26 protein-coding genes are annotated in these 22743 nt (G+C 69.8%); 16 read left to right on the top strand and 10 right to left on the bottom strand.

Annotated features, from left to right (window positions below):
* Window positions 1-17: 17 nt before the first annotated feature.
* From LQ757_RS00130 to LQ757_RS00095, 8 genes are all read left to right on the top strand, one after another.
* The gene (locus LQ757_RS00130; protein WP_231045188.1) at window positions 18-1190 is read left to right on the top strand and encodes a class I SAM-dependent methyltransferase; all 1173 of its coding nucleotides are present in this window, start codon (window positions 18-20) and stop codon (window positions 1188-1190) included.
* Window positions 1191-1279: 89 nt separating this feature from the next.
* A complete protein-coding gene (gene hemQ, locus LQ757_RS00125) occupies window positions 1280-2017 on the top strand; it encodes a hydrogen peroxide-dependent heme synthase (protein ID WP_231045187.1) in 738 nt (245 codons plus the stop codon).
* On the top strand, window positions 2017-3102 hold the full coding sequence (locus LQ757_RS00120) for a ferrochelatase (protein WP_231045186.1): 1086 nt from the start codon (window positions 2017-2019) through the stop codon (window positions 3100-3102). Before hemQ ends, LQ757_RS00120 begins: the two co-directional genes overlap by 1 nt.
* Window positions 3099-4055, top strand: coding sequence for a hydroxymethylbilane synthase (gene hemC / locus LQ757_RS00115; protein ID WP_231045185.1), 957 nt, complete (start codon window positions 3099-3101; stop codon window positions 4053-4055). The genes LQ757_RS00120 and hemC overlap by 4 nt, the downstream gene beginning before the upstream one ends.
* 14 nt (window positions 4056-4069) lie before the next feature.
* Window positions 4070-4867 (top strand): uroporphyrinogen-III synthase, encoded by a 798-nt coding sequence (locus LQ757_RS00110; protein WP_231046268.1) that lies wholly within the window; start codon window positions 4070-4072, stop codon window positions 4865-4867.
* Between the two features lie 149 nt (window positions 4868-5016).
* Complete coding sequence (gene hemB / locus LQ757_RS00105) at window positions 5017-6015, top strand: porphobilinogen synthase (RefSeq protein WP_231045184.1); 999 nt, start codon at window positions 5017-5019, stop codon at window positions 6013-6015.
* The gene (hemL, locus tag LQ757_RS00100) at window positions 6012-7442 is read left to right on the top strand and encodes a glutamate-1-semialdehyde 2,1-aminomutase (protein WP_231045183.1); all 1431 of its coding nucleotides are present in this window, start codon (window positions 6012-6014) and stop codon (window positions 7440-7442) included. Before hemB ends, hemL begins: the two co-directional genes overlap by 4 nt.
* Window positions 7443-7553: 111 nt before the next feature.
* Window positions 7554-7937, top strand: a complete 384-nt coding sequence (locus tag LQ757_RS00095) for a hypothetical protein (RefSeq protein ID WP_231045182.1) — start codon at window positions 7554-7556, stop codon at window positions 7935-7937.
* A 10-nt stretch (window positions 7938-7947) separates the two neighbouring features.
* Here LQ757_RS00095 and LQ757_RS00090 read toward each other — a convergent pair whose 3' ends face one another.
* Together LQ757_RS00090 and LQ757_RS00085 are read right to left on the bottom strand one after the other, a co-directional pair.
* The gene (locus LQ757_RS00090; protein WP_231045181.1) at window positions 7948-8331 is read right to left on the bottom strand and encodes a DUF1304 domain-containing protein; all 384 of its coding nucleotides are present in this window, start codon (window positions 8329-8331) and stop codon (window positions 7948-7950) included.
* A gap of 66 nt (window positions 8332-8397) precedes the next feature.
* Entirely contained in the window at window positions 8398-10344 is a 1947-nt protein-coding gene (locus tag LQ757_RS00085; RefSeq protein WP_231046267.1) for an FAD-binding monooxygenase, read from the bottom strand.
* 264 nt (window positions 10345-10608) lie between these two features.
* On the opposite strand from LQ757_RS00085, the gene LQ757_RS00080 reads away from it, so the two are divergent.
* On the top strand, window positions 10609-11280 hold the full coding sequence (locus LQ757_RS00080) for an IclR family transcriptional regulator (protein WP_231046266.1): 672 nt from the start codon (window positions 10609-10611) through the stop codon (window positions 11278-11280).
* A 67-nt stretch (window positions 11281-11347) separates the two neighbouring features.
* On the opposite strand, the gene LQ757_RS00075 is transcribed toward LQ757_RS00080, so the two are convergent.
* The 5 genes from LQ757_RS00075 to LQ757_RS00055 form a co-directional block, all read right to left on the bottom strand.
* Window positions 11348-12529, bottom strand: coding sequence for a winged helix DNA-binding domain-containing protein (locus tag LQ757_RS00075; protein ID WP_231045180.1), 1182 nt, complete (start codon window positions 12527-12529; stop codon window positions 11348-11350).
* Between the two features lie 2 nt (window positions 12530-12531).
* Window positions 12532-13362: an ABC transporter permease gene (locus LQ757_RS00070; protein WP_231045179.1), complete on the bottom strand. Its 831-nt coding sequence runs from the start codon at window positions 13360-13362 to the stop codon at window positions 12532-12534.
* A complete protein-coding gene (locus LQ757_RS00065; protein ID WP_231045178.1) occupies window positions 13359-14258 on the bottom strand; it encodes an ATP-binding cassette domain-containing protein in 900 nt (299 codons plus the stop codon). Before LQ757_RS00065 ends, LQ757_RS00070 begins: the two co-directional genes overlap by 4 nt.
* Window positions 14259-14431: 173 nt before the next feature.
* Window positions 14432-15205: an isocitrate lyase/PEP mutase family protein gene (locus tag LQ757_RS00060; protein WP_231045177.1), complete on the bottom strand. Its 774-nt coding sequence runs from the start codon at window positions 15203-15205 to the stop codon at window positions 14432-14434.
* A 73-nt stretch (window positions 15206-15278) separates the two neighbouring features.
* Window positions 15279-16505, bottom strand: coding sequence for a cysteine desulfurase-like protein (locus LQ757_RS00055; RefSeq protein WP_231045176.1), 1227 nt, complete (start codon window positions 16503-16505; stop codon window positions 15279-15281).
* A 245-nt stretch (window positions 16506-16750) separates the two neighbouring features.
* Between LQ757_RS00055 and LQ757_RS00050 the strand changes: the two genes are divergently transcribed.
* The 3 genes from LQ757_RS00050 to LQ757_RS00040 are packed head-to-tail and all read left to right on the top strand — an operon-like array spanning window position 16751 to window position 17930.
* Entirely contained in the window at window positions 16751-17260 is a 510-nt protein-coding gene (locus LQ757_RS00050; protein ID WP_231045175.1) for a TetR/AcrR family transcriptional regulator, read from the top strand.
* Complete coding sequence (locus LQ757_RS00045) at window positions 17257-17604, top strand: DMT family transporter (RefSeq protein WP_231045174.1); 348 nt, start codon at window positions 17257-17259, stop codon at window positions 17602-17604. Before LQ757_RS00050 ends, LQ757_RS00045 begins: the two co-directional genes overlap by 4 nt.
* The gene (locus tag LQ757_RS00040) at window positions 17601-17930 is read left to right on the top strand and encodes a DMT family transporter (protein WP_231045173.1); all 330 of its coding nucleotides are present in this window, start codon (window positions 17601-17603) and stop codon (window positions 17928-17930) included. The genes LQ757_RS00045 and LQ757_RS00040 overlap by 4 nt, the downstream gene beginning before the upstream one ends.
* Before the next feature lie 291 nt (window positions 17931-18221).
* Here LQ757_RS00040 and LQ757_RS00035 read toward each other — a convergent pair whose 3' ends face one another.
* Genes LQ757_RS00035 through LQ757_RS00025 form a run of 3 tightly spaced genes read right to left on the bottom strand, consistent with a single transcriptional unit; the run spans window position 18222 to window position 19657 of the window.
* Window positions 18222-18473, bottom strand: coding sequence for a hypothetical protein (locus tag LQ757_RS00035; protein ID WP_231045172.1), 252 nt, complete (start codon window positions 18471-18473; stop codon window positions 18222-18224).
* Window positions 18474-18500: 27 nt separating this feature from the next.
* The gene (locus LQ757_RS00030) at window positions 18501-18986 is read right to left on the bottom strand and encodes an RNA polymerase sigma factor (protein ID WP_231045171.1); all 486 of its coding nucleotides are present in this window, start codon (window positions 18984-18986) and stop codon (window positions 18501-18503) included.
* Window positions 18983-19657, bottom strand: coding sequence for a hypothetical protein (locus LQ757_RS00025; RefSeq protein ID WP_231045170.1), 675 nt, complete (start codon window positions 19655-19657; stop codon window positions 18983-18985). The genes LQ757_RS00030 and LQ757_RS00025 overlap by 4 nt, the downstream gene beginning before the upstream one ends.
* Before the next feature lie 276 nt (window positions 19658-19933).
* On the opposite strand from LQ757_RS00025, the gene LQ757_RS00020 reads away from it, so the two are divergent.
* From LQ757_RS00020 to lepB, 4 genes are all read left to right on the top strand, one after another.
* Window positions 19934-20449 carry a DUF2975 domain-containing protein gene (locus LQ757_RS00020; protein ID WP_231045169.1) on the top strand — a complete coding sequence of 172 codons (516 nt, stop codon included), beginning with the start codon at window positions 19934-19936 and terminating at the stop codon, window positions 20447-20449.
* A 167-nt stretch (window positions 20450-20616) separates the two neighbouring features.
* Window positions 20617-21198: a hypothetical protein gene (locus tag LQ757_RS00015; protein WP_231045168.1), complete on the top strand. Its 582-nt coding sequence runs from the start codon at window positions 20617-20619 to the stop codon at window positions 21196-21198.
* Window positions 21195-21770: an RNA polymerase sigma factor gene (locus tag LQ757_RS00010; RefSeq protein ID WP_231045167.1), complete on the top strand. Its 576-nt coding sequence runs from the start codon at window positions 21195-21197 to the stop codon at window positions 21768-21770. The genes LQ757_RS00015 and LQ757_RS00010 overlap by 4 nt, the downstream gene beginning before the upstream one ends.
* A gap of 48 nt (window positions 21771-21818) precedes the next feature.
* Complete coding sequence (gene lepB / locus LQ757_RS00005) at window positions 21819-22571, top strand: signal peptidase I (RefSeq protein WP_372459602.1); 753 nt, start codon at window positions 21819-21821, stop codon at window positions 22569-22571.
* Window positions 22572-22743: the final 172 nt, after the last annotated feature.

Raw genomic sequence — 22743 nt, 5'->3', positions numbered from 1 at the left:
CATGGAAGGAGCCGTCGATGACGACGGATCAGCACGACGGCACAGGCTCGCCCGACACGGGGCGCGACCACGACACCGGGCGCGACCCCGACACCGGGCGCGACCCCGACACCGACACCGACGCCGCGACCACGGCCTTCGCGGATCGCGTATTCGGCGCGACCCTCGGCGCCTTCGAGATGATGAGCATCTACCTCGGCGACCGGCTCGGCTGGTACCGCGCGCTCGCCGACGAGGGGCCGCTCGATGCGCCCACCCTCGCCGAGCGCACCGGCACCCAGGAGCGCTACGCCCGCGAGTGGCTCGAGCAGCAGGCGGTGTACGGCATCCTCACGGTCGACGATGCCGAGGCTGCGGCATCCGCCCGCCGATTCGCGCTGCCGCCGGCGCACGCCGATCCCCTCGTGAACCCCGACTCGCTCGACTACGTCTCCCCGCTCGGCCGCTTCGTCGCCGCGGCCGGCGCGCAGCTCGGCGCGCTGCTCGACGCATACCGCTCGGGCGGCGGCGTCTCGTGGGCGCAGCTCGGCGACGAGGCCCGATGGGGGCAGGGCGACATCAACCGGCCGTGGTTCCTGCAGCGGCTCGGCGACGCGCTCGCGAGCGTCGCTCCGTTGCACGACGTGCTCTCGCGGCCCGGAGCACGCCTCGCCGACATCGGCATGGGGCACGGCTGGTCGTCGATCGCGCTCGCCAGGGCGTATCCGTCGGCGCGCGTCGAGGGCTTCGACGTCGACGCTGAATCGGTCGTCGCCGCGCGCCGCCACGCCGAGCAGGCGGGCGTCGCCGACCGGGTGCGGTTCCACCACGTCGCGGGCGAGGGGCTGCCGCAGGAGGCCGTCTTCGACGCGGCGTTCGTGTTCGAGGCGCTGCACGACATGCCGTTCCCGGTCGAGGTGCTCAGGTCGGTCAGGCGGGCCGTGAAGCCCGACGGCGAGGTCGTGATCATGGACGAGGCGGTCGCCGAGGCGTTCGCTCCCGACGGCGACGACGTCGAGCGCGTCATGTACGGGTACAGCATCCTGATGTGCCTGCCCGACGGTCTCTCGACGCCCGGTTCGGTCGGCACGGGAACCGTGATGCGGCCGTCGACGCTCGACCGCTATGCGCGCGATGCCGGGTTCTCGGGCACCGAGATCCTGCCGATCGAGGGCTTCGCCGCGTTCCGATTCACGCGCCTCGTGCATTGATCGGATGACCCGTGCCGGCGCCCGGGGCCGGCCACGGGTCATCCGCGATCGCTTTTGGCCGTTCGGCGGGAAAGGGGGAGACTGGAGACATGTCTACCCCCGCTGCCGAAGCGGCAGCCGACGCGCACCGCCCAGAATCCGAATCCGGCGAGTCACCCGAGGGGTTCACGGTCTTCGCCGTGCTCCGACGTGATCCGTCCCGACCCGACGACCTCGACGGGCACGACGTGCCCCGCTTCGTGCGCGAGCTCGACGACATCATCGTCCTCGTCGAGAACGAGGGGGTCACCCTCCGCGGCATCTACGACGTCTCGGGGCTGCGCGCCGACGCCGACGTGATGCTGTGGCTGCACGGGCCCACGGCCGAGGGGCTGCAGTGGGCCATCCGCGAGCTGCGCCGTTCGCGCCTGTTCCGTGCGCTGCTGCCCACCTGGAACGCGATGGGCGTGCACCGCGACGCCGAGTTCAACAAGCAGCACGTGCCCGGCTTCCTGCGCGGCATCGAGCCCAAGCAGTGGCTCACCGTCTACCCCTTCGTGCGCAGCTACGAGTGGTACCTGCTGGCGCCCGAAGAGCGCGGGCGCATGCTCGCCGAGCACGGACGGGCCGGTGCGGCGTTCAAGGGCGTCATCGCGAACACCGTCGCGTCGTTCTCGCTCGGCGACTACGAGTGGCTGCTGCCGCTCGAGGCCGACGAGCTCACCGACCTCGTCGACCTCATGCGCGACCTGCGCGCCACCGACGCGCGACGCCACGTGCGCGAAGAGGTGCCGTTCTACACCGGCCGGCGCGTCACCACCGCCGAGCTCGTGGAGGTGCTGCAGTGATGGCGCACTACGACGCGATCCTGCTGTCGTCGTTCGGCGGGCCCGAGGGCCAGGACGATGTCATCCCGTTCCTGCGCAACGTCACCGCGGGGCGCGGCATCCCCGACGAGCGCCTCGAAGAGGTCGCCCACCACTACCGCCACTTCGGCGGCGTGAGCCCGATCAACGAGCAGAACCGGCAGCTGAAGGCCGCGCTCGAGGCCGAGCTCGCCGCGCGCGGCATCGACCTGCCGGTGTACTGGGGCAACCGCAACTGGGCGCCGTACTTCGGCGACGTCGTGCGCGAAGCCGAAGCGGCGGGGCACACCACGCTGCTCGGGCTCGTCACGAGCGCGTACACGTCGTACTCGGGTGTCGGCCAGTACCGCGAAGACTACGAGAAGGCGACGGCCGGCACCGGCGTCGCGATCGACCGGGTGCGCGAGTACTTCGATCACCCCGGTTTCGTGCAGCCGTTCATCGAGGGCGTGACGGATGCCGCTGCCTCGCTCGCGGCCGAGGGCGTCGCCCCCGGGCGCACGCACATCATGTACGTCACCCACTCGATCCCGATCACGGCGGCCACCGCCTCGGCCGAGGGATTCGAAGAGCGCGTCGGCACCGGTGAGGGCGGCGCATACGTCGCACAGCACCTGGCCGTGGCATCCGTCATCAATGAAGCGGCCGCGCCCGAATCGCCCTGGTCGCTCGTCTACCAGTCGCGCTCGGGCGACCCGCGCACGCCGTGGCTCGAGCCCGACATCAACGACGCGATCGCCGAGCTCGCAACGGGCGGCCTGACCGACGCGGTCGTCATCGTGCCGTTCGGCTTCGTGTCCGACCACATGGAGGTCATGTGGGACCTCGACAACGAGGCCGTCGAGACGGCCGGCGAGCACGGCCTGAAGGTGCGTCGCGTGCCGACGCCGGGCGTGCACCCGGCCTACGTCTCGGGCCTCGTCGACCTCGTGCTCGAGCGAGTGAACGACGTGCCTGACGCCGAACGCCCGCACCTGACGGGGCTCGGCCCGTGGCCCGACCACCGCCGCATCGCCGGCGGCGCGGTCGTCGATACGGCAGGCGCTGCGGAGGCGACACCGCGATGACCGCGGCCGTCATCAGGGTCGGCACGCGGGGCAGCGCACTCGCGATGGCGCAGACGCGTCAGATCGCCGACCGCATCGCCAAGGCCGCGAAGGCCGAGATCGAACTCGTGCCGATCACGACGCACGGCGACACGTCGCGGGCATCGCTCGCCGAGATCGGCGGCACGGGCGTGTTCGCTGCGGCACTGCGCGAAGCGCTGCTCGCCGGCGAGTGCGACGTCGTCGTGCACTCCCTGAAAGACCTGCCCACCGCCGAGCACCCGGGCCTGCGGCTCGGCGCCGTGCCCAAGCGCGTCGACGCGCGCGACGTGCTCTGCGCCCGCGACGGCCTGACCCTCGCGGCGCTGCCCGAGGGTGCCCGGGTCGGCACGGGCTCGCCGCGCCGCATCGCGCAGCTCGGTGCGGCCCGGCCCGACGTCGTCGCCGTCGACATCCGCGGCAACGTCGACACCCGGCTCGGCAAGGTCGAATCGGGTGAGCTCGACGCCGTGATCCTCGCCGCCGCCGGCCTCAGCCGTCTGGGCCGGCTCGACGCCGCGACCGACCACCTCGAGCTCTCCGACTGGCCGACCGCGCCCGGCCAGGGGGCACTCGCCATCGAGGTGCGGCGCGAGCGTGGCGATCGCGATCTCGAGCGGGCGCTCGAGGCGATCGACCACGGCATCACGCGCGCGACCGTGCTCGCCGAACGCCTCGTGCTCTCGGGGCTCGAGGCAGGGTGCTCTGCGCCGGTGGGGGCGACCGCCTTCATCGACGACGAACTTCTGTTCCTGACGGCGAGCGTGTACAGTGCCGACGGGAGCCGCCGACTCACCAGTTCGCACGCGGCCACCCCCGACAGCCGCTCGGCCGCCGATCTGGCAGACGCGGCACGCGACGTCGCCGACCGCGCCGTCGCCGAACTCCTCGGCAACGGTGCCGCCGACCTCGTGCCCCCTGAGGAGCAGCCGTGACTGAATTCGAACCGATGACGGGTGCCATCAACTTGCCCGCTTCGGGCGGCGGCAAGCCGCTCGCCGGATGGCGGGTGCTCGTGCCCCGCGGCGGGCCCTGGGGCGACGGCGTCGCGGCAGCGCTGCGCGCCCGTGGTGCATCGCCCGTGATCGCGCCGATGATCAACTTCGCTCCCGCCGACGACCAGCCCGCGCTCGTCGCCGCACTCGAGAAGCTCGCGGCCGGCGGCTTCGACTGGCTGACGGTGACGAGTGCGACGACCGTCGACGTGCTCGCGTCGTACGGCGCCGTGATCCCCGAGACGACGAAGGTCGCAGCGGTGGGCGAGACCACCGCTGCCGCCCTCGTGGCCGCCGGGTACCACGCCGACATCGTGCCCGCCGAAGAGAACTCCGCCCGCGGCATGCTCGAGGAGTGGGAGGCCGCGACCGACGGCGTGCGCGGACTGCGCGTGCTCGCCCTGCGCTCGGCGATCGCGAAGCAGGTGCTCTCCGTCGGACTCGAGCGCATGGGGCACCACGTCGAGGCGGTCGTCGCGTACCGCACCGTCGGCGTACCCGTGTCGGCGAAGGTCGCCGACGACGTGCGTGCCGGCAACGTGCGCGCCGTGCTCGTCACGTCGGGCAGCGTCGCCGAGCAGGTACAGCAGCAGCTCGGCCCGATCCCCGAGACCATCCTGGTGGCAGCCATCGGGCCGCAGACCCGCAGCGATGCCGCGAAGGTCGGCCTGCGCGTCGACGTGATCGCGCGCGAGCGCACGGCCGAGTCGCTCATCGACGCGGTCGTCGACGCCGCGACCGCCCTGGCCTGACCCTGTTTTGCGTGCGCAACTCAGGAAAATGGGCGCCATGGGCCCGTCACAGGCCGTGTCGACGCAATTCTCCTGAGCTGCGCGGGCTCTGTCCGCGGCCCGACCCGCACCCGAGGACGCACTCAGCGAGAGCCACGTAGGCTTGCCGGGTGAGTTCCACGCCCCTTCCCCGTGTCCGTCCGCGTCGACTCCGTGAGACACCCGCGTTGCGCCGGCTCGTCTCCGAGACCCGCCTGCACCCCGCCGACCTCGTGCTGCCGGTGTTCGTGCGCGAGGGCGTGAGCGCCCCGGTGCCGATCACGTCGATGCCGGGCGTCGTGCAGCACTCGCTCGAGAGCCTGCCCGACGCCGTCGGTGCGGCCGCGGCCGCCGGCCTGGGCGGCGTGATGCTGTTCGGCGTCCCGGAGGTGCGCGACGCGCGCGGCTCGGGGGCCACCGACCCCGACGGCATCCTCAACGTCGCGACGAGGGTCGCCGTCGAGGCATCCGCCGGCCGTCTCGTCGTGCAGACCGACCTCTGCCTCGACGAGTTCACCGACCACGGACACTGCGGCGTGCTCGACGACCGCGGCCGCGTCGACAACGACGCCACCCTCGAGCGGTACCGGGCGATGGCGCTCGAGCAGTCGCGCGCCGGCTCCGAGTTGCTCGGCCTGAGCGGCATGATGGACGGCCAGGTGGCCGCCGTGCGCGACGCCCTCGACGACGCCGGGTTCTCGGACACGGCGATCCTCGCGTACTCGGCGAAATACGCCTCCGCCTACTACGGGCCGTTCCGCGACGCGGTCGAGTCGACCCTCGAGGGCGATCGTCGTTCGTACCAGCTCGACCCCGGTAACCGGCGCGAGGGGTTGCGCGAGGCGATGATCGACATCGACGAGGGCGCCGACGTCGTCATGGTGAAGCCGGCCGGCAGCTACCTCGACGTGCTCGCCGACGTCGCCGCCGCAAGCGAGGTCCCCGTCTGGGCGTACCAGGTCTCGGGGGAGTACTCGATGATCGAGGCGGCCGCCGCGCACGGCTGGATCGACCGCAAGCGCGCGGTCATCGAATCCATGCGGGGCATTCGCCGTGCCGGCGCCGACGCCGTGCTCACCTACTGGGCCGCGGAGCTCGCCGAATGGATCCGGAACGGAGACACGGAATGACCGAGACGCCGGGTTTCGAGACGGCTCCTTCGTCGCCTCCTCAACCCACTCGACCGTCGTCTCGTGGTTTCGAGACGGCTCCTTCGTCGCCTCCTCAACCCACCAACGCCGACCTGTTCGCCCGCGCCCAGGCCGCGATCCCGGGCGGGGTGAACTCGCCCGTGCGCGCCTTCCGCTCGGTGGGCGGCACACCGCGCTTCCTCGTCTCGGCGCGCGGCCCGTACGTGACCGACGCCGAGGGGCGCGAGTACGTCGACCTCGTCGCCGGGTGGGGGCCTGCGATCCTGGGTCACGCCGATCCGCGCGTGATCGAAGCGGTGACGGATGCCGCGAGCCGCGGCCTCTCGTTCGGCTCGTCGACCCCGGCCGAGACCGAGCTCGCCGAGCTCGTCGAAGCCCGCGTCGCCCCGGTCGAGCAGCTGCGACTCGTCTCGACGGGCACCGAGGCGACCATGAGCGCGATCCGCCTCGCGCGCGGGTTCACCGGCCGTGACCTCCTCGTGAAGTTCGCCGGGCACTACCACGGCCACTCCGACGGGCTGCTCGCCGAGGCCGGCTCGGGCCTCGCGACGTTCGCGCTGCCCGGCTCGGCCGGAGTGCCCGCCGACATCGCCGCCCTGACCCTCGTCGTGCCCTACAACGACCTCGACGCGCTCGCCGCAGTGTTCGCCGAGCACGGCGACCGCATCGCGGCCGTCATCGTCGAGGCCGCGGCGGCGAACATGGGCGTCGTGCCGCCGGCTCCCGGGTTCAACCGCGCGCTCGTCGAGCTCGCGCACGACCACGGCGCGCTCGTCATCAGCGACGAGGTGCTCACCGGCTTCCGCGTCTCGGCGGCCGGATGGTGGGGGCTCGAGGCCCGCAACGAGGCATCCGCCTACACGCCCGACCTCATGACGTTCGGCAAGGTCATCGGCGGCGGCATGCCGGTCGCCGCGCTCGGCGGGCGCGCCGAGATCATGCAGCGCCTCGCGCCGCTCGGCCCCGTGTACCAGGCCGGCACGCTCTCGGGGAACCCGGTCGCGGTCGCCGCCGGCATCGCGACGCTGCGGGCGGCCGACGACTCGGTGTACGACCGCCTCGACGCCACCGCGGCGACCATCAGCGCGGCCGTGTCCGACGCGCTCGGCGCCGAGGGCGTCGCGCACCGCGTGCAGCACGCCGGCAACCTGTTCAGCTTCGTGTTCGGCGCCGAGGCGGCGGCCGGCGAGGTGCGCGACTACGCGACCGTGCAGCGACAGGAGTCGTGGCGCTACGCCCCGTTCTTCCACGCGATGCTCGACGCGGGCGTCTCCCTGCCTCCGTCGGTGTTCGAGGCCTGGTTCGTCACGGCCGCGCACGATGAGGCGGCCATCGGCCGCGTCATCGACGCCCTGCCCGCCGCGGCGCGGGCTGCGGCATCCGCCACACCGCCGTCGGTCGAGTAGCGAGCGCAGCGTCCTCCTTCGTCGGGCGCTACTCGACCGACGAACGGATCGTTACGCCTTTGTGGGGTGGCGACACGGCGCGCCGCGGCCACCTCAGGCAGGATGGAACGTATGGCCCAGCTTCGCGTGCACAACGACCGGATCGAGGTTCACCTCACCCCGGCCGAGAAGGCGCTCGCGCTGCGCGGCGACGATCTCGTGGTGCAGCGCGACGACATCCGCTCGGCGACCATCACCGACGACCCGTGGATCTGGATCCGCGGCATCCGCCGGCGCGGCACCGAGGTGCCGCTCGTCGTCGCCGTCGGCATGTGGAAGTACCACGGCGGCAGCGACTTCGTCATCGTCAAGGGCAAGCGGCAGGCGGTCGTGCTCGAGCTCGCCGACGGCGAGTTCACGCGCATCATCCTGAGCACCAATCACGCGGCCAAGCTCATCAACCGACTGAAGCTCTCGGTCGAGCCCGACACCGACGCGCAGACCCCTCCCGACTGAGCGCCGTCGGTCAGGCGGTCATCGCGAAGAGCACGAACCCGATCAGCGGCAGCGTGCCCTGGATGAGCGCCGCGCGCACGTATCCCCGCCCCGTCGTCGTGAGCACGAGGGCGGCGAGCACCATGCACGCGGTCGTGAAGAGCACGAGCGCCTTGCCCGCGTCGATCGCGCCCGACCAGTACAGCACGAGCCCGAGCGCCGCACCGATGCCGAGGAACAGGTTGTAGAACCCCTGGTTGTACGCCATCGGCCGGGTCGTGTCGGCGGCGGCCTGGTCGGCGACGCCGAAGCGCTTCCACGTCGCCGGGCGGGTCCACCAGACGCTCTCCATGAGGAAGATGTAGCCGTGCAGGAGCGCGGCGAGGGCGACGACGATACTCGCGATCACGGCCATGCCGCGATCGTACCGGTCGGCAACAGTCGCGCGCGTCGCGAGGACGGGCGCGCGCGACGTTGCCGGCTAGACGGAGGGCGCCAAGGCGTCGGCTGTGTGCGACGCGGCGGCGGACTCGGGATGCTGCGACAGCATGTTGCCCGCGAAGAACTCGGTGAGCTCCTCCCTCGCCGTGAGCGGCAGCACGTGGGCGACGTACTGGTCGGGCCGGACGACGACGATGCAGCCGCCGCGGTCGATGCCGCGCGCCTCGAAGAAGTCGTCGGTCTTCGGGTCGATGGCGTAGACCTTCTCGTAGTCGATGAGCTCGAACGGGCCGACGCGCGGGAGGAAGATGTCTGGCACGAGCCCGAGGTCGACGCCTTCGTAGGGCTGCTGATACACGACCTTGACGTCGAAGACGCGGTCGACGTCGGCACCCGCCGGCGTGAACCGTGCGACGGGGGAGTCCGCCGACGTCGTGAGCCACTCCGCCCAGTCGGTGAGGGCCGACGGCTCGCCTGCGGCCGGGGTGTCGGCGAAGGCGTAGATGCGCCAGCGTCCGTCGGCTCGATGGTGGTGACCGAGGTGCATCTCGACCGCATCGGCGACGCGGGTGACGCCGGCCGACCTGAAACGCTTGCCGATCGGGAAGCCGGCCGCGAGCTCCTGATGCGTCGCCTCGCCCGTGATGGTCGACGGGGTGTACTGGGTCATGAACCCCGCCGGGAACTCGGCGGTGGCCGTGTAGAACTCGGCGAGTGCCGTTGGGCTGTCGAACTCCTCGGGCTTCTTGGCCATCAGCGTCGACCACTCGCGATCGAAGTCGATGAGGTTCTGCGCGATGACCTGCCGCTCGCCGGAGTACGTGGCGAGCAGGGATGCGGGGCTGCGGCCCTCGAGCACCTGGCCGAGCTTCCAGCCGAGGTTGAAGCCGTCTTGCATCGACACGTTCATGCCCTGGCCGGCCTTGGCGCTGTGCGTGTGGCACGCGTCGCCGGCGATGAACACGCGCGGGTCGCGCTGCCCGATGAGCTCGACCGGAACGTCGTCGAACCGGTCGGTGACGCGGTGCCCGACCTCGTAGACGCTGTGCCATGCGACGTTGCGGACGTCGAGCGTGTAGGGGCTGAGGATGCGGTTCGCCTGCGCGATGACGTCGTCGAGCGGGGTCTGGCGGATCTTGCCGTGGTCGTCTGCGGGCACTTCGCCGAGGTCGACGTACATGCGGAAGAGGTAGCCGCCCTCGCGGGGGATGAGGAGGATGCTGCCGTCTTCGTGCGACTGGATCGCGCACTTGGTGCGGATGTCGGGGAAGTCGGTGACGGCGAGCACGTCCATGACGCCCCACGCGTGGGCCGAGATGCCGCCGACGTGCTTGCAGCCGATCGACTCGCGCACGGCGCTGCGGGCGCCGTCGCAGCCGACGACGTACTTCGCGCGCACGACGCGCTCTTCGCCCTCGTCGTCGCCGGCGCTGCGCTTCAGCGTCACGCGCACCGGGAACTCGCCCTCGTCATCGACCTCGAGGGTGACGAACTGCCAGCCGTAGTCGGGCGTGATGCGAGCGGGGCCGTTCGCGGCGGCCTCGGCGAAGTAGTCGAGCACACGGGCCTGGTTCACGATCATGTGCGGGAACTCGCTCACGTGGTGCGGGTCGTCTTCGGCGCGCGAGGTGCGGACGATCTTCGAGGGGTCGTCTGCATCGGGGGCCCAGAAGTGCATCGCGCGCAGCTGGAACGCCTCGGCCACGATGCGCTCGGCGAAGCCGAAGGCCTGGAACGTCTCGACGCTGCGCGCCTGGATGCCGTCGGCCTGGCCGATGGCGAGCCGGCCGGGCCGCCGCTCGACGATGCGCGTCGAGACCGAAGGGTACTGCGACAGCTGCGCCGCGAGGAGCATGCCCGCAGGCCCCGAGCCGACGATGAGCACGTCGATCTCGTCGGGGAGGTCGGCCGGACGATCGAGACCGAGGCCCTCCGCCGGGAGCACTCGAGGGTCTCCGGACACGTAGCCGTGGTGGTGGAACTGCATCGTCATCGATCCCTTCCTCGGACTGCGATGTCGAGGTCTTGTGCTGTGGTCGCTGGGGTTCTATATTAGAACTCTGATCTCCATTATGGAGTGATGAAATCGTAATGCATCACCTCGGACAGTGCAACGCACGGTGACGATCATGGGAGGGCGACGTTGGTCTCCACTACTCGACCCGCGACCGCGACCTCGACCGCGACCTCGACCTCTCCGTCGGCGCCGCCCAAGACCGCGCCGACAACCGCTGCTCCCGCGTCGCAGACCCTGAGTCGCGGCATCCGCATCCTCGAGCTCCTCGCCGACGCTCCCGCGCCGCTCACGACCGACGAGGTCGCGCAGTCGCTCGGCGTGCACCGGTCGATCGCCTACCGCCTCGTGCGCACGCTCGAGGATCACGGTCTCGTCGTGCGCGACTCGGCGAGCCGAATCACGCTCGGCGCACGCATGGCGGCGCTCGCCTCGGGCGTTTCGCGCGACCTGCAGGCCGAGGCGCTCCCCGAGCTGACCGACATCGCGAACGAACTCGGCATCACGAGCTTCGTCGTCGTGCTCGACCAGGCGGAGTGCATCACGCTCGCGAGCGTCGAACCGCGCCACGCCGTCGCGTCGATGGTGCAGCGCCCCGGCTCGCGGCACGCCGTGACGGTCGGTGCGCCCGGCAAGGTGATCCTCTCGATGCTGCCCGAGGCGGAGTGGCCCGAGGACGTCTCCGACGGTCTCCGGGCCGACGTGGCCGAGGTGCTGGTCCGCGGGTACGCGACGAGTCACGATGAGGTGATTCCGAGCGTGCAATCCGTCGCGGTGCCGCTCAGTCTGCGGGGCCGGCGCCCCGCCGCGATCGCGGTCGTGTACATCGGGCCCCGCGACGATCACGCCGAGATCGCAGGCCGGCTGCAGCGCTCCGCGGCGACCATCCGCGGCGCGCTCGGCGGCTGATCGCGGCCGGGCCTCGATACGCGTCCTTCTTCGTCGGGCGCTAGATCTCGATACGGCGCTGGCGCGCCTACTCGATCCGGCGCTCGACCGACGTGACGGCCTCGCGCTCGATCGCGGCGGGCAGGCCGAAGAACGCCTCGAGATCGGCGACGGATGCCTCGAGCCCGCGTTCCTCTCGTGCCGTGAATCCGCGCCACGGCACGAGCCGGACCCGCACGCGCTTGGTGTCGGCGACGGGAGCCCAGCGTCCGCACATGACGCCGTCGATCATGAGCGCGTGCAGCGGGAACTCCGCGTGCAGCGCGTCGATGCCGTCGGGCAGGAGGTAGGCCCGCGGGGCGGCGTACCCCATGATGTACTCGTCATACGCCTGCAGCAGGTCGACGATGCCGTGGTCGCCGTCGCCGTCGTCACGGTGGCCGGCGTCGCGCGCGCCGTCGGAGCGAGCGGATGCCGCGGCCACGGCCTCGGCATCGAGCAGGTGCGTCACCCCGTCGACGTCGACCTGCTCGATGCGCCCGCCGTGTGCGCCCGCCCGGTCGGCGGCATCGGCGAACGCCTGCCGGGTGTCGCCGAGCGTGAACCCCGACCAGGACGCGAAGTCCCGATCGGTCACCGGCCCCCGCGACGCGATGAACCGCGCCGCGAGTTCGGCGAGGGCTTCGTCGCGCGGCTTCGGCGCCGCCGCGGGCACACGTTCGTCGAAGGCCGCGTAGGTGCGCTGCCTGCCGACGTTGGCTCCGCTGATCGCGACGCGTTCGAGCTCGGCGTGCATCATGACGTAGGTGAAGCCGAGCCCGGCCTTCGGCATGCCGTCGGCCTCGAGCGCAGCGATGATCTCGGCCCGTGTGCGGTGCCCGCCGTCGAGCGCGGCGGCGACGAGATCCATCGCGCGCGCGACATCCGCTCCTTCGAGGCCGGTGCGCCGGTAGTACGTCGCGTTCGCCCGGTGCACCCGCTCGGCCGACAGGTCGAGCACCCAACGCGCGTCGTCGCGATGCAGGAAGTGCCAGGTCGGGCGCAGCACGTGCGTGCGCAGGATCTCGCCGTCGTCGATCGCCGCGGCGACGGATGCCACGTCGGGGCGCTGCTCGCGCGGCACGCGCGCGGCGAGTCCCCATTGTGCGGGCACGAACTCCTGCGCCTGCACGGCGACGAACCTCCGAACCACCTCGGGTGCCGACAGGTCGAACGGCGCGCGCAGCCCCTGCACCCGCAGGCGCAGCTCGCGCAGCGTCGCGACATCCACCGCTACGACACGTCCCGCCGCCAGGTCGTGGCGCCGCCGATGACCGTCGCCACGACGCCGATGGTCAGCAGCGCGAGCCCGCCTTGCCACCATTCCAGCGCCTCCGGCGATCCGACCGCGGCGATGTTGTAGAAGGATGCCCCGACGAGGGCATCGCTCGCCGCCCCGGGCAGGAACTGCCCGATCTGCGCGGTGACCTCGTTGAGCGACGCCGCGAGGCGCAGGATCGGCTCGATGAACTGGGTGAACGCGATCACGATGACGATCGCGGCGACCTGGTTCGGTACGAGCGCGCCGAGGCCGACGCCGATCGCGCCCCAGAGCGCCATCGCCAGCACGCCGCGGCCGATGAGCGCCCACGTGTCGCTCGTGTCGAGCTCGGTGTCGAGTCCGAACGCCGCCAGCGCGGCGGCGCCCGTGCCCACCGAGGTGGCGAACGCGACCACGCCGAGCCCGGCGCCCACGACGAGCTGCGACCCGAACTTCGCCGAGAGCACGGTGGTTCGGCGCGGCTCGGCCAGGAAGGTCGGCGTGAGCGTCTTGTGCCGGAACTCGCCGGTCACCGCGAGCGCCCCGAGCAGCACGGGGAACACGTAGCCCACCGATGACGCGAAGCTGTAGAGCAGTGGTGCGAGCTGCATGCCCGGCGGCAGCTGGGTGTTGTTGCCGCTGGTCTGGGCCGCATCGGGGTTCTCGATCGTCCAGCCGAGGAAGGCGCCGAAGCCGCCCGCGAGGAATGCGACGTAGGCCACGAGGAGGATTGCGATGAGCCACCACATGCGGGTCGTGAAGACCTTCTGGAACTCGGAGCCGAGTGCACGCACCGCCCTCATGCCTGCTCACCCCCGCTCACGAGCGAGAGGAACGAGTCCTCGAGTCCCGACGTCAGGCGGTGCAGGGAGCTGAGCTCGACCCCGGCGACGAACGCGGCGTGGCCGACGCGCCCCGGGTCGGGTTCGTCGACGACGAACCCCTCGCCGTCCTCGGTGTACTCGAGGCCAGCCTGGTCGAGCGCCCCCGCGAGCCGCAGCCGGTCGGGGGAGTCGACGACGGTGCGCGGCGCGGCCTCGAGCTCGAGGCCCGACAGCGGTCCGCTCTTCACGAGCCGTCCGCGCGAGATGATCACGATGTCGTCGACGCTCTGCTGCACCTCGCTCAGCAAGTGCGAGCTCACGAGCACAGTGCGGCCCTCGTGGGCGAGGCTCTGCAGGAAGCCGCGGATCCACCTGATGCCCTCGGGGTCGAGCCCGTTGACCGGCTCGTCGAGCACGAGCACGCCCGGGTCGCCGAGCAGCGTGTACGCGAGCGAGAGGCGCTGGCGCATGCCGAGCGAGAACCCGCCCACACGACGGCCGGCGAACTCCGACAACCCGACGGTTTCGAGCACCGCGGGCACGCGCGATTTCGACAGGCCCGCGGCGGTCGCGTAGACCGCCAAGTGCTGCTTGGCGCTGCGCCCGGGGTGGAAGTTCGCGTCGAGCGAGGCGCCGACGGTCTCGAGCGGTCGGGCCAGATCGCGATACCGGGTGCCCCCGAACGTCGCCGTGCCGGCCGTCGCGCGCTCGAGGCCGAGCAGCACGCGCAAGGTGGTGGTCTTGCCCGCCCCGTTGGGGCCCAGGAACCCGGTCACGCGTCCGGGCGCGACCGTGAAACTGAGATCGTCCACTGCGGTCACCGGTCCGAATCGCTTGCTGAGCCCCGTGATCTCGATGGGCATTCCAGCCGCCATGCATGCTCCTCTCATCGTGAGGACGCACCCGACCGCCGGGGCCGCGCCCCCACGCGTCCCGACCGGTCGAGCCGCCTCACGGCAACCCTAACGACGCAGGTGCGGCCGGGTCATCCGCCGCTCGGGGGATTCGCTGCCCGCCGTGCGGCGGACTTCCCCGATTCACGGTGGGCTCAGTTGAGCGCGCGGATGCCGCTGGGCAGCACGCCCCCGTCGTGCAGGTCGCTCGCGAGGTCCTGCAGGGCGCCGAGCACGACCCGCTGAGTGTACGGGCCGTACGAGAGACGTGCGACTCCGAGCTCCTCGAGCCGAGTCGGCGAAGGGACGTCAGGCAGCCCGATGAGGCTCACCCGGCGCTCGCCGATGCCGTCGACGAGTTCGGCGACGACGTCCTCGCCGAAGTTCCCCGGCACGAACACGCACGTCGCGCCGGCATCGAGGTACGCCCGGCCGCGCTCGATGGCGTCGGCGACCCAGACCTCGCGAGGCCGCTCCTTGCCGCGCAGCCACGCGTCGGTGCGGGCATTGAGGGCGAACGGCACGCCCTCGCCCTCGGCGGCGGAGACGGCGGCGGAGACCGCGGCGACCGAGTCGGCGAGCGGCTTCAGCTGGTCCTCGAGGTTCGCGCCGGCGATGCCCTCGCCGATCGCACGGCGGATCGTCTCGCCCGCATCGCCGTAGCCGGCCTCGAGGTCCGCGGTCACGGGCACCTCGACGGCTCGCGCGATGCGACCGCACATGTCGAGCATGAGATCGGCCGGGATGTGCTCGCCGTCTGCATAGCCGAACGACGCGGCGATCGAGTGGCTCGCGGTCGCGATCGCCCGGGTGCCGGGGAGGCCGGCGACGGCCGTCGCGCTGACGACGTCCCACACATTCACCACCTGGAGGAGCTCGGGTGCGGTGTGCAGGTGGCGGAGTCGGGCGGCGGTCTGAGCGACGATCATGGTTCCAACGTAGGGGGCGCCGGCGACACCGCATGCGCTCGCCGCCGGGTGAGGTCCGAAACCCGCGGGGCGCTCATGCGAGCGCGGCCGCGAGCCCGTCGAGCAGGCGGTCGACGTCGTCGGCGTCGGTGTAGGGCGCGAGCCCGATGCGCAACCCGCCCTCGTCGCCGAGTCCGAGCCGGCGCGACGCCTCGAGCGCGTAGAAGTTGTGCGAAGGCGCGAGCACCTTGCCCTGCGCCAGGGCGTTCGTGATGTCGGATGCCGCGTGGTCGGCGAAGGTCATGAGCAGCGTCGGTGTTCGGCGCGAGGCGCGTGACCAGAGGGTCAGGCCCGGAAGGTCGGTGAGGCCCGCCTCGATGCGCGAGCGCAGCACTTCCTCGTGCTCGTGCAGCGCCGCGTAGGAGGCCGTGAGCCGCGCGCGGCGCGAGCCCGGGGCATCCGACTCATGCGACCCGTCGCCTGACGTCGCGAGCCCGGCGAGCACGTCGACCGCCGCGGTGGCGCCGGCGAGCAGTTCGTAGGGCAGCGTGCCGAACTCGAACCGCTCGGGCACGGCATTCGTGGCCGGCAGCAGCTTGTCGGGCATCAACATCTCGAGCAGCTCGGGTTGCGCGGCGAGCACGCCGCAGTGCGGGCCGAGGAACTTGTATGGCGAGCACGTGAAGAAGTCGGCGCCGAGCGCATCAACGTCGGGCAACTCGTGCGCGGTGTAGTGCACGCCGTCGACGTAGAGCAATGCGCCGACCGCGTGCACGGCCGCCGCGATCGCGGGGATGTCGGGCATCGTGCCGATGAGGTTCGACGCCGCCGTCACGGCGACGAGCCGGGTGCGGTCGGTGAGTGCTGCCTCGACGGCTTCGGTCGCGAGCTCGCCGGTCTCGGGGTCGAAGTCGACCCACCGCACGGTCGCGCCGACGCGCTCGGCGGCCTGCACCCACGGCCGCACGTTCGAGTCGTGGTCGAGCCGTGTGACGACGACCTCGTCGCGCTCGCCCCAGCCTCGCGACAGCATGCGCGAGAAGTCGTATGCGAGCTGCGTGGCGCTGCGCCCGTGCACGATGCCGCGCGGGTGCCCGTTGACCAGGTCGGCCATCGCGAGGCGGAACCCGTGCACCGCCGCCTCGGCACGCTCTTCGGATTCGCCGGTCGTGCCGCGATTCGAGAGCGGACCGGTGAGCACGGATGCCACGGCGTCGCCCACGGCTCGCGGCGTCTGCGTTCCCCCGGGGCCGTCGAACTGAGCCCACCCGCTCTCGAGCGAGGGGAACATCGATCGGATGCGTGCGACGTCGTAGGCCATGTCGAGCAGCCTAGTGTCGGCCTCCGGGCCAGGACTCGCCTGTAGCGAATAGCCCCCCGTCACCGGGCAATTCATCGGGCGGGTCATACGGGAATCTGGCCCTCAGTGGCGACGCTGATCCTCGCGGGAGGGGTGCCGCACGTCGGGTGTCCGGCGCTGGACCGGTTTGCGGGCGCCAAAAAGTTGATACTCCCATGGCTGACATAGGCCCCGCGCACCTACCATACGTATGGTAGGCTCTGCTTGTGGCAACCAAACCAGAAATCCTTGACTCAGCTCTCGACGTTCTCCGCGCAGGCGATGCACTGACGATTGACGCTGTGGCGCGCGTATCGGGGCTCACCAAGCCCGGTGTTGTGCACCACTTCGCAACAAAAGAAGGCTTAACCCTCGCGGTGCTGGATCACCTGCTCTTGAAATGGGAAGCCGAACTGAGCCGGCGCGCAGGGGCCGGCGCGGACGCGATGGGGCGGCTGCGCGCCTACATCGAGTACACGCTGATGGGTGACATGGACCCCGCCGACCTCGCACTCTTGGCCGATCCGCGGCTGCGCGTCAAGCTCTCGGTGCGGTGGGCGGAGCGGATGAATGCCTGGTTCGGCGAATCAGATCACCCGCAGGTCGTGGCCGCACGCCTGATTGCGGATGGTGCCTGGATCGACCGCTGCCTGGGGATGCTCCCACTCGACGATCCGCAACGCGCCGCCGTCGTCGACGTCGCCCTCTCCCTCCTCCCGAAGGACTCGAACTCATGAAGAAGTGGCTGTTCCTCGCGATCGCGATCGCGCTGGAAGTGACCGGCTCCCTGTCCCTGAAAGCCGCCCTCGACTCACCCGGCTTCTACGCCCTTGTCGTCGTCGGTTACCTCGGCTCAATCCTCGCGCTGTTCATGTCGCTTCGTAACGGCATGAGCCTCGGCGTGGGCTACGGCATCTGGGGCGCAAGCGGCGTCGCCCTCACGGCGATCATGTCCCTCATCATCTTCTGGGAACCGATCACTCTACTCATGGGCATCGGCATCGCCGTCGTCATGGCCGGCGTGCTCCTCGTCGAACTCGGCTCACAAGCTGCTCACAAGAACACGGAGGTCGCACAGTGACGGCCCTCGCCCTCATCTGCCTCATTGCAGCGATCATCGCGGAGGTTACCGCCACCATCTCGCTCCGCATGGCAACGTCCGGAAGCAAACTGTGGTGGTTCGCCGTCGGCGGCGGCTACCTCCTCGCCTTCATCATGCTCTCCGTCGTCCTCGCGGAGGGCGTGGCGCTTGGCGTTGCCTACGGCATCTGGGCGGCAGCCGGCGTCGCCATCACCGCCATCCTCAGCCGCATGTTCTTCAAAGAACCATTGACCTGGATCATGAGCCTCGGGCTCATCCTCATAGTCGGCGGCGTACTCCTCATCGAATTCGGAGCCGCGCACTAGGTGTTGACGCGTCTCGATAGGTTCGGGGCATGAGCAATGGCTACCCGGACGGCGCAGTCGAGACAGAGCGCCTGCTGACTCTCTGGGAACAGCTCAGCTCGCGCCGACAGATTCGAAAGCGGCTAGCGAGGGCATCGCGGCCCCTGGAGAACCTCCGCGATCCGGCGCCGCTGCGCTGATGTCCGAATTGGAGGTGACTCCGCGCCGCCCTCGATGCGTGGAGTGGGCGCCTCAGTCTCCTGGCGGCTCCCCGACGGTTGTGGGCTCACGTCAGATAATCACCGTCGGCGTTCAGCGGCGGCGGCTAAGCAGGACCAGCAAACCACCGAGGCCTAGGAAGACCAAAGCTGCCACCCAGGTGAACAGCCCGATGACGATGTTCCATGACCCGATGCCGGCCAGGGGCGCTTCTCCCTGAGTGACGTAGAAGGTGAAGATCAACGCCGGCCCGCCAACGAAGGCGACCGCGCCCAGAACCAGAAACACGAGCCCCCAAGCGAAGAGCTGCCCGTTTCGTGTCTGATCAAGCACGGCAGAATTCATGGGCTGAGCATATCGATCGGGAAGGGCTCAGCCACCCACTGCGCGTCTGTTGACGATGGGGAAGCGCCTCGTCCACGAAGACAATTGAGCGACGCTCCCGCATGCCGGTAGCGGATCCCAGAGGACGAGACGAACGAGCTCGGATTGGTCGTCCGGGAGGGCGTCGAGCGCGGCGCGGATGTCGAGGGTTTCCGCATCGACCTGCTCGGTCGGGAGCGCCTCGAGATGTGCGCGCAGCTTGTCCGTGAGGTCGGAATGGCGGGCGCCGCCGCGGGCGGCGTTCGCGAGGACCCGCCTGGCGACGCCGAACAGCCACATCCGTGCTTGCTCGGGCTCGACGGGCATTCGATCGCCGCGCCGCCACGCCACGATGAACGTCTCGCTGAGCAGATCTGCCGCGTCGGCCGGGATCTGCACTCGCCGGCCGAAGTAGCTCAGCAGGTCGGCCGCGTTGGCCACGTACACGTGCTCGAAGCGCGCTTCACGCGTCGACCGACGCCGCCGGTTCATCATTGCGTCGGACCTTCGGTCGCACCGGCGCACGGCCCTGCCGCCCCTTCGAGGCCGACTCCCTGACGAAGGTGACCCGCCCGACTGAACTCATCGGAGATGCGATCTTTCATGACCTGGATGGCAGCACCTGAATACGTTGCGGGAGGCGGGGTGGCACCGGATGCGATGCTGTCCGGGTCGGTGTACGCCACGCTTTGTTCGACCTCGAGTTCGTACGCGGCCTGGATCTCGTCCGTGGTGATGGACGCGATGAGCGGTTCCCAGTCGTGCTCGGTGAGGAATCGCCGTGCCTCCTCGGTTCGCTTGTCTACTTCGGCGTCCGAAAGGTCATGCTGGCGATATTCGGGGGCCACACGAATGAAGACCTCGCAGAGCCCGAGGTCGGATCCGTCCTGCAACTCGAAGCTGCGTTGCGCGACGATGTCGGGGGTCCAGCCCAGCCAGTCGATCACAGCAGGCGCGGCCGCGGCCGCGGTGACACCTAGGCCGAGAATTCCGATCCCGAGTGCGGCGCCGCCGAGAAACCTTCGGAGGCGCGAAGTGCGCGAACGCTCGCGGGTTTCGGCAGCAACGACTGCTCGCGCAACGGCTTCGGCCTGTTCCGCAGCAGCTAACTCAGCGCCCAGCGCCCGCGGCGCAGCACGCCGCACCACCTCGTCCACCGAATCCATCTGCCTGCCCTTCGTAGAGTGCCTTCACATAGGACATGTCCGGAAAGGCGCCGTCCTTAACTCGTATCGCGAAGTTTGTTTCGGGCCGGGCGGTGTTCGAGAAGTAGCAGACAGCGAGCTGAGCCCTATATACCGCGTGGGTGGAGCCCGTGATGGGCACTCCGGATCCGTAAGCGGACCAACCCGCAGAACTTCCAGCTGGCACAACATTGCCGCGCGGCGCGCGCGGTCCAGATTCTGTCCCGCACGGCTAACCTCATCGTCACTATCGTGTGAATGACGAAGGCGAGCGAGACGATTCTGATGATCATGTCCAAGCAGAACGTTCCAGCGGTTCGCATTGCGTTGAGCGCAGTGTTCTTCGTCGCCCTGCTGATGCAGTTCTGGCTCGTTCCGACCGCTGCGGCAGAGTATGCAGCCCGATATCCCGAATATGCGGACCTGGCGCGTCCCTACGTCATCGCTATCGGGGTCGCGATCGGACTGTTTGAGCTGGCCCTGCTGGCCGCGTGGCAGGTGCTCTCGGCCGCGGCCACGAACACCCGCACCCAGCGAAAGAGGTGGTGGGCGATCGCCCTACTTGTGGCTCTCGGTTCGTCGGCCGCACTCTTCGCCGGGGTCTTCGTACATGCCGGATCCGTCGCAGGCGTCGGCGGACCACCGATGCTCTTCGGCCTCCTGGTCTCCCTCGCAGTCGTCATCTGCACGATCGTGCTGAGACGCAAGGCGCTGGAATTCACACTTGAAGATGGCAACGATTGGGCGCCGCGACCTGCCAATGCTCGGCAATAGCCCGGCGCTCTCAAGCTCGCCCAATAGCCGGTGGTTGAGTGCGCCGCCGCCTGAGCGGCGTCCTAGCGGCCGGCGCATGCAACTATTCAAGGTCAGCGTGTGCAGATCGTCACCAAGCCGGACATGTCCTAGTGAACGGCAGATCAACTGCCGGCAGGAGGCGAGACGTGAGTATCGATGACCGTTTGATCCAAGCGGATCCGGCGAAGCACACTGTGGACGTCGCGATGGACGAAAATGCCCGGCAACTCGCGCGGAGAATCGCGGCATCCAGATCCAAGCAAGCGCGCTTCACCCCGCTCATGATTGCAGGCGTCCTCGGGTGCATCGGCCTTGCGGGCGGCGCCGCTGCCATTGCCGCGCCCGACCTCATGCCGTGGGCACGCCCCTATCAGGGTGACCTGAGCTACGAGCGTGTCATCCCGATCGAAACGGGTGCTCTGAAATGCACAATCAGCATCGGTGCCGAGCCCGATGCAATGAATCGGGACGACACGACCGTTGCGCGTTTCGAGGAGGCTCAGCAGTTCCTTGCCTCGATCGACATCGAGGAGCTCGACCGCAACACGAACGAGAGCGACAGCACGTGGGCCAGGGCCCGCCTCAATGAGTCCCAGAAACCGGACCCCGACGAGAGCTATATCAACTCGACGTTCGTCGGGCAGATTCAAGAAGAGTTCGAGGCTCGCGGGTTCCTCGGCGCAGGCATCGCTCTGCAGGCCCAGTACGGCTGCGAGGAGCAGCAGTGAGGCGCGACCGGCCGGGCGACGATGCGCGGCGCCTGACCCTTCTTCACGAGAACCTTGCCCCCGAATTGCTCCGATACTTCCTCCGTCGCACCAGCGAACCAGCAGATGCTGCCGATCTCCTCGCGGATGCGTTCTTGGTTGCCTGGCGGCGGATGCGACATCTCCCAGCCGACGATCACGAGGCAAAGCTCTGGATGTACGGCGTCGCCAGCCGAGTGCACAGCAACTGGCTTCGAGGGCGGCACCGAGCGGCACGGCTGGCAGGGCCACTCCGTGCACAGCTGGAGCAAGCAGCAGCGGGTCCCGTCGATGACGACCTCCTCGACGTCAGGAGAGCAGTCGCGGCGCTGCCTTCCGACCAGCGCGAGCTGATCATGCTGATCTACTGGGACGGCTTGCCAGTCCCAGACGCGGCCCTCGCTCTCGGGATCCCGCTCACAACCGCGCGCGGCCGCGTGCACCGAGCCAAGCAGGCCCTTCGCGGCGCACTGGCCGAGCGGGACGACGACGACCTACTCGACGACGCTCCCGCCGGGACGGCACTCGCACCCGCCAATCACGAACGATTCTGAGCGCCCGTGTGACCGGGCAATCCGTACGCCAACAGTGAGAATGTCCCCGTGAGTGTTATCAAAGCGACCGCCTCTGACACGGGTGAGCCGAGTGGAGAATCCGTCACGCGAAGGAAGCACCCAGGTCTGCTGTTCCTGCGCGACGTGCTCGTCATCTTCGTGGTCGCGGTACTCGTCTCGTTTCTGATCAAGACCTTCCTGATCCGATCGTTCTTCATCCCCTCCGAGTCGATGGCGGACACGCTCGAGATCGACGATCGCATCATCGTGAACGAGCTCGTGCCCGACGTCGTGCCGATCGAGCGTGGCGACGTCGTCGTCTTCAAGGATCCAGGCGGCTGGCTCACCGCGCGCCCTGAGGAACCGCAGCCGCCCCTCGTTGCCGCCGCCGACTGGTTCCTCGCGTTCGTCGGCCTCACGGCCCCCGACTCCAACGATCATCTCGTCAAGCGGGTGATCGGGCTGCCCAGAGATCACGTCACCTGTTGCAACGCGCTCGGACAGTTGAGCATCAACGGCGTGCCGCTCGAAGAGCCGTACATCACCCTTCCGCCAGGCGACAGCAAGGCATCTCGCGACGACTTCGATACAACCGTGCCCGAGGACTCGCTCTGGGTGATGGGCGACAACCGCTACAACTCGCAAGACTCCCGATACCAGACCGACACGCCACGTGAGGGCTTCGTTCCCATCGAGAACGTGGTCGGACGTGCCTTCGTCGTGAGCTGGCCGATCGAGAACTGGGCGTGGCTCGACAACTACCCCGCAGTGTTCGACGGCGTCGACGGCGGTGGCGACTGAAGAGCGTCGCCGACTGGCGACCACCATCCGGACCTGATTAGACCGATCGTTCAGTGTGCAGGTGCCCGCAGAGGGATCGGCTATCGGGCATCCACCCGACACTGCGATGAAGATTCGCGGGCCTCCCCTCAGGGATGCACCGGTGTCCAAGACGCTTGATGAACATGAGGCG

Source organism: Agromyces cavernae (assembly GCF_021044935.1).
In the GTDB taxonomy this organism is placed as follows: Bacteria; Actinomycetota; Actinomycetes; order Actinomycetales; family Microbacteriaceae; genus Agromyces; species Agromyces cavernae.
Note: the sequence above shows the minus strand (reverse complement) of the source record. Positions and strands in the feature narration are given on the sequence as shown.

Excerpts from the sequence above, each read along its gene's own strand:
- LQ757_RS00120 (WP_231045186.1), top strand. The coding sequence starts at position 2,017 with ATGGCGCACTACGACGCGATCCTGCTGTCGTCGTTCGGCGGGCCCGAG.
- LQ757_RS00060 (WP_231045177.1), bottom strand. The coding sequence starts at position 15,205 with ATGATCGTCGCTCAGACCGCCGCCCGACTCCGCCACCTGCACACCGCA.
- hemC (WP_231045185.1), top strand. The coding sequence starts at position 3,099 with ATGACCGCGGCCGTCATCAGGGTCGGCACGCGGGGCAGCGCACTCGCG.
- LQ757_RS00085 (WP_231046267.1), bottom strand. The coding sequence starts at position 10,344 with ATGCAGTTCCACCACCACGGCTACGTGTCCGGAGACCCTCGAGTGCTC.
- LQ757_RS00090 (WP_231045181.1), bottom strand. The coding sequence starts at position 8,331 with ATGGCCGTGATCGCGAGTATCGTCGTCGCCCTCGCCGCGCTCCTGCAC.
- LQ757_RS00030 (WP_231045171.1), bottom strand. The coding sequence starts at position 18,986 with ATGATGAACCGGCGGCGTCGGTCGACGCGTGAAGCGCGCTTCGAGCAC.
- LQ757_RS00130 (WP_231045188.1), top strand. The coding sequence starts at position 18 with ATGACGACGGATCAGCACGACGGCACAGGCTCGCCCGACACGGGGCGC.
- LQ757_RS00035 (WP_231045172.1), bottom strand. The coding sequence starts at position 18,473 with ATGAATTCTGCCGTGCTTGATCAGACACGAAACGGGCAGCTCTTCGCT.
- hemQ (WP_231045187.1), top strand. The coding sequence starts at position 1,280 with ATGTCTACCCCCGCTGCCGAAGCGGCAGCCGACGCGCACCGCCCAGAA.
- LQ757_RS00095 (WP_231045182.1), top strand. The coding sequence starts at position 7,554 with ATGGCCCAGCTTCGCGTGCACAACGACCGGATCGAGGTTCACCTCACC.
- LQ757_RS00020 (WP_231045169.1), top strand. The coding sequence starts at position 19,934 with ATGACGAAGGCGAGCGAGACGATTCTGATGATCATGTCCAAGCAGAAC.
- LQ757_RS00070 (WP_231045179.1), bottom strand. The coding sequence starts at position 13,362 with ATGAGGGCGGTGCGTGCACTCGGCTCCGAGTTCCAGAAGGTCTTCACG.
- LQ757_RS00055 (WP_231045176.1), bottom strand. The coding sequence starts at position 16,505 with ATGGCCTACGACGTCGCACGCATCCGATCGATGTTCCCCTCGCTCGAG.
- LQ757_RS00065 (WP_231045178.1), bottom strand. The coding sequence starts at position 14,258 with ATGGCGGCTGGAATGCCCATCGAGATCACGGGGCTCAGCAAGCGATTC.
- hemL (WP_231045183.1), top strand. The coding sequence starts at position 6,012 with ATGACCGAGACGCCGGGTTTCGAGACGGCTCCTTCGTCGCCTCCTCAA.
- LQ757_RS00025 (WP_231045170.1), bottom strand. The coding sequence starts at position 19,657 with ATGGATTCGGTGGACGAGGTGGTGCGGCGTGCTGCGCCGCGGGCGCTG.
- LQ757_RS00045 (WP_231045174.1), top strand. The coding sequence starts at position 17,257 with ATGAAGAAGTGGCTGTTCCTCGCGATCGCGATCGCGCTGGAAGTGACC.
- LQ757_RS00110 (WP_231046268.1), top strand. The coding sequence starts at position 4,070 with ATGACGGGTGCCATCAACTTGCCCGCTTCGGGCGGCGGCAAGCCGCTC.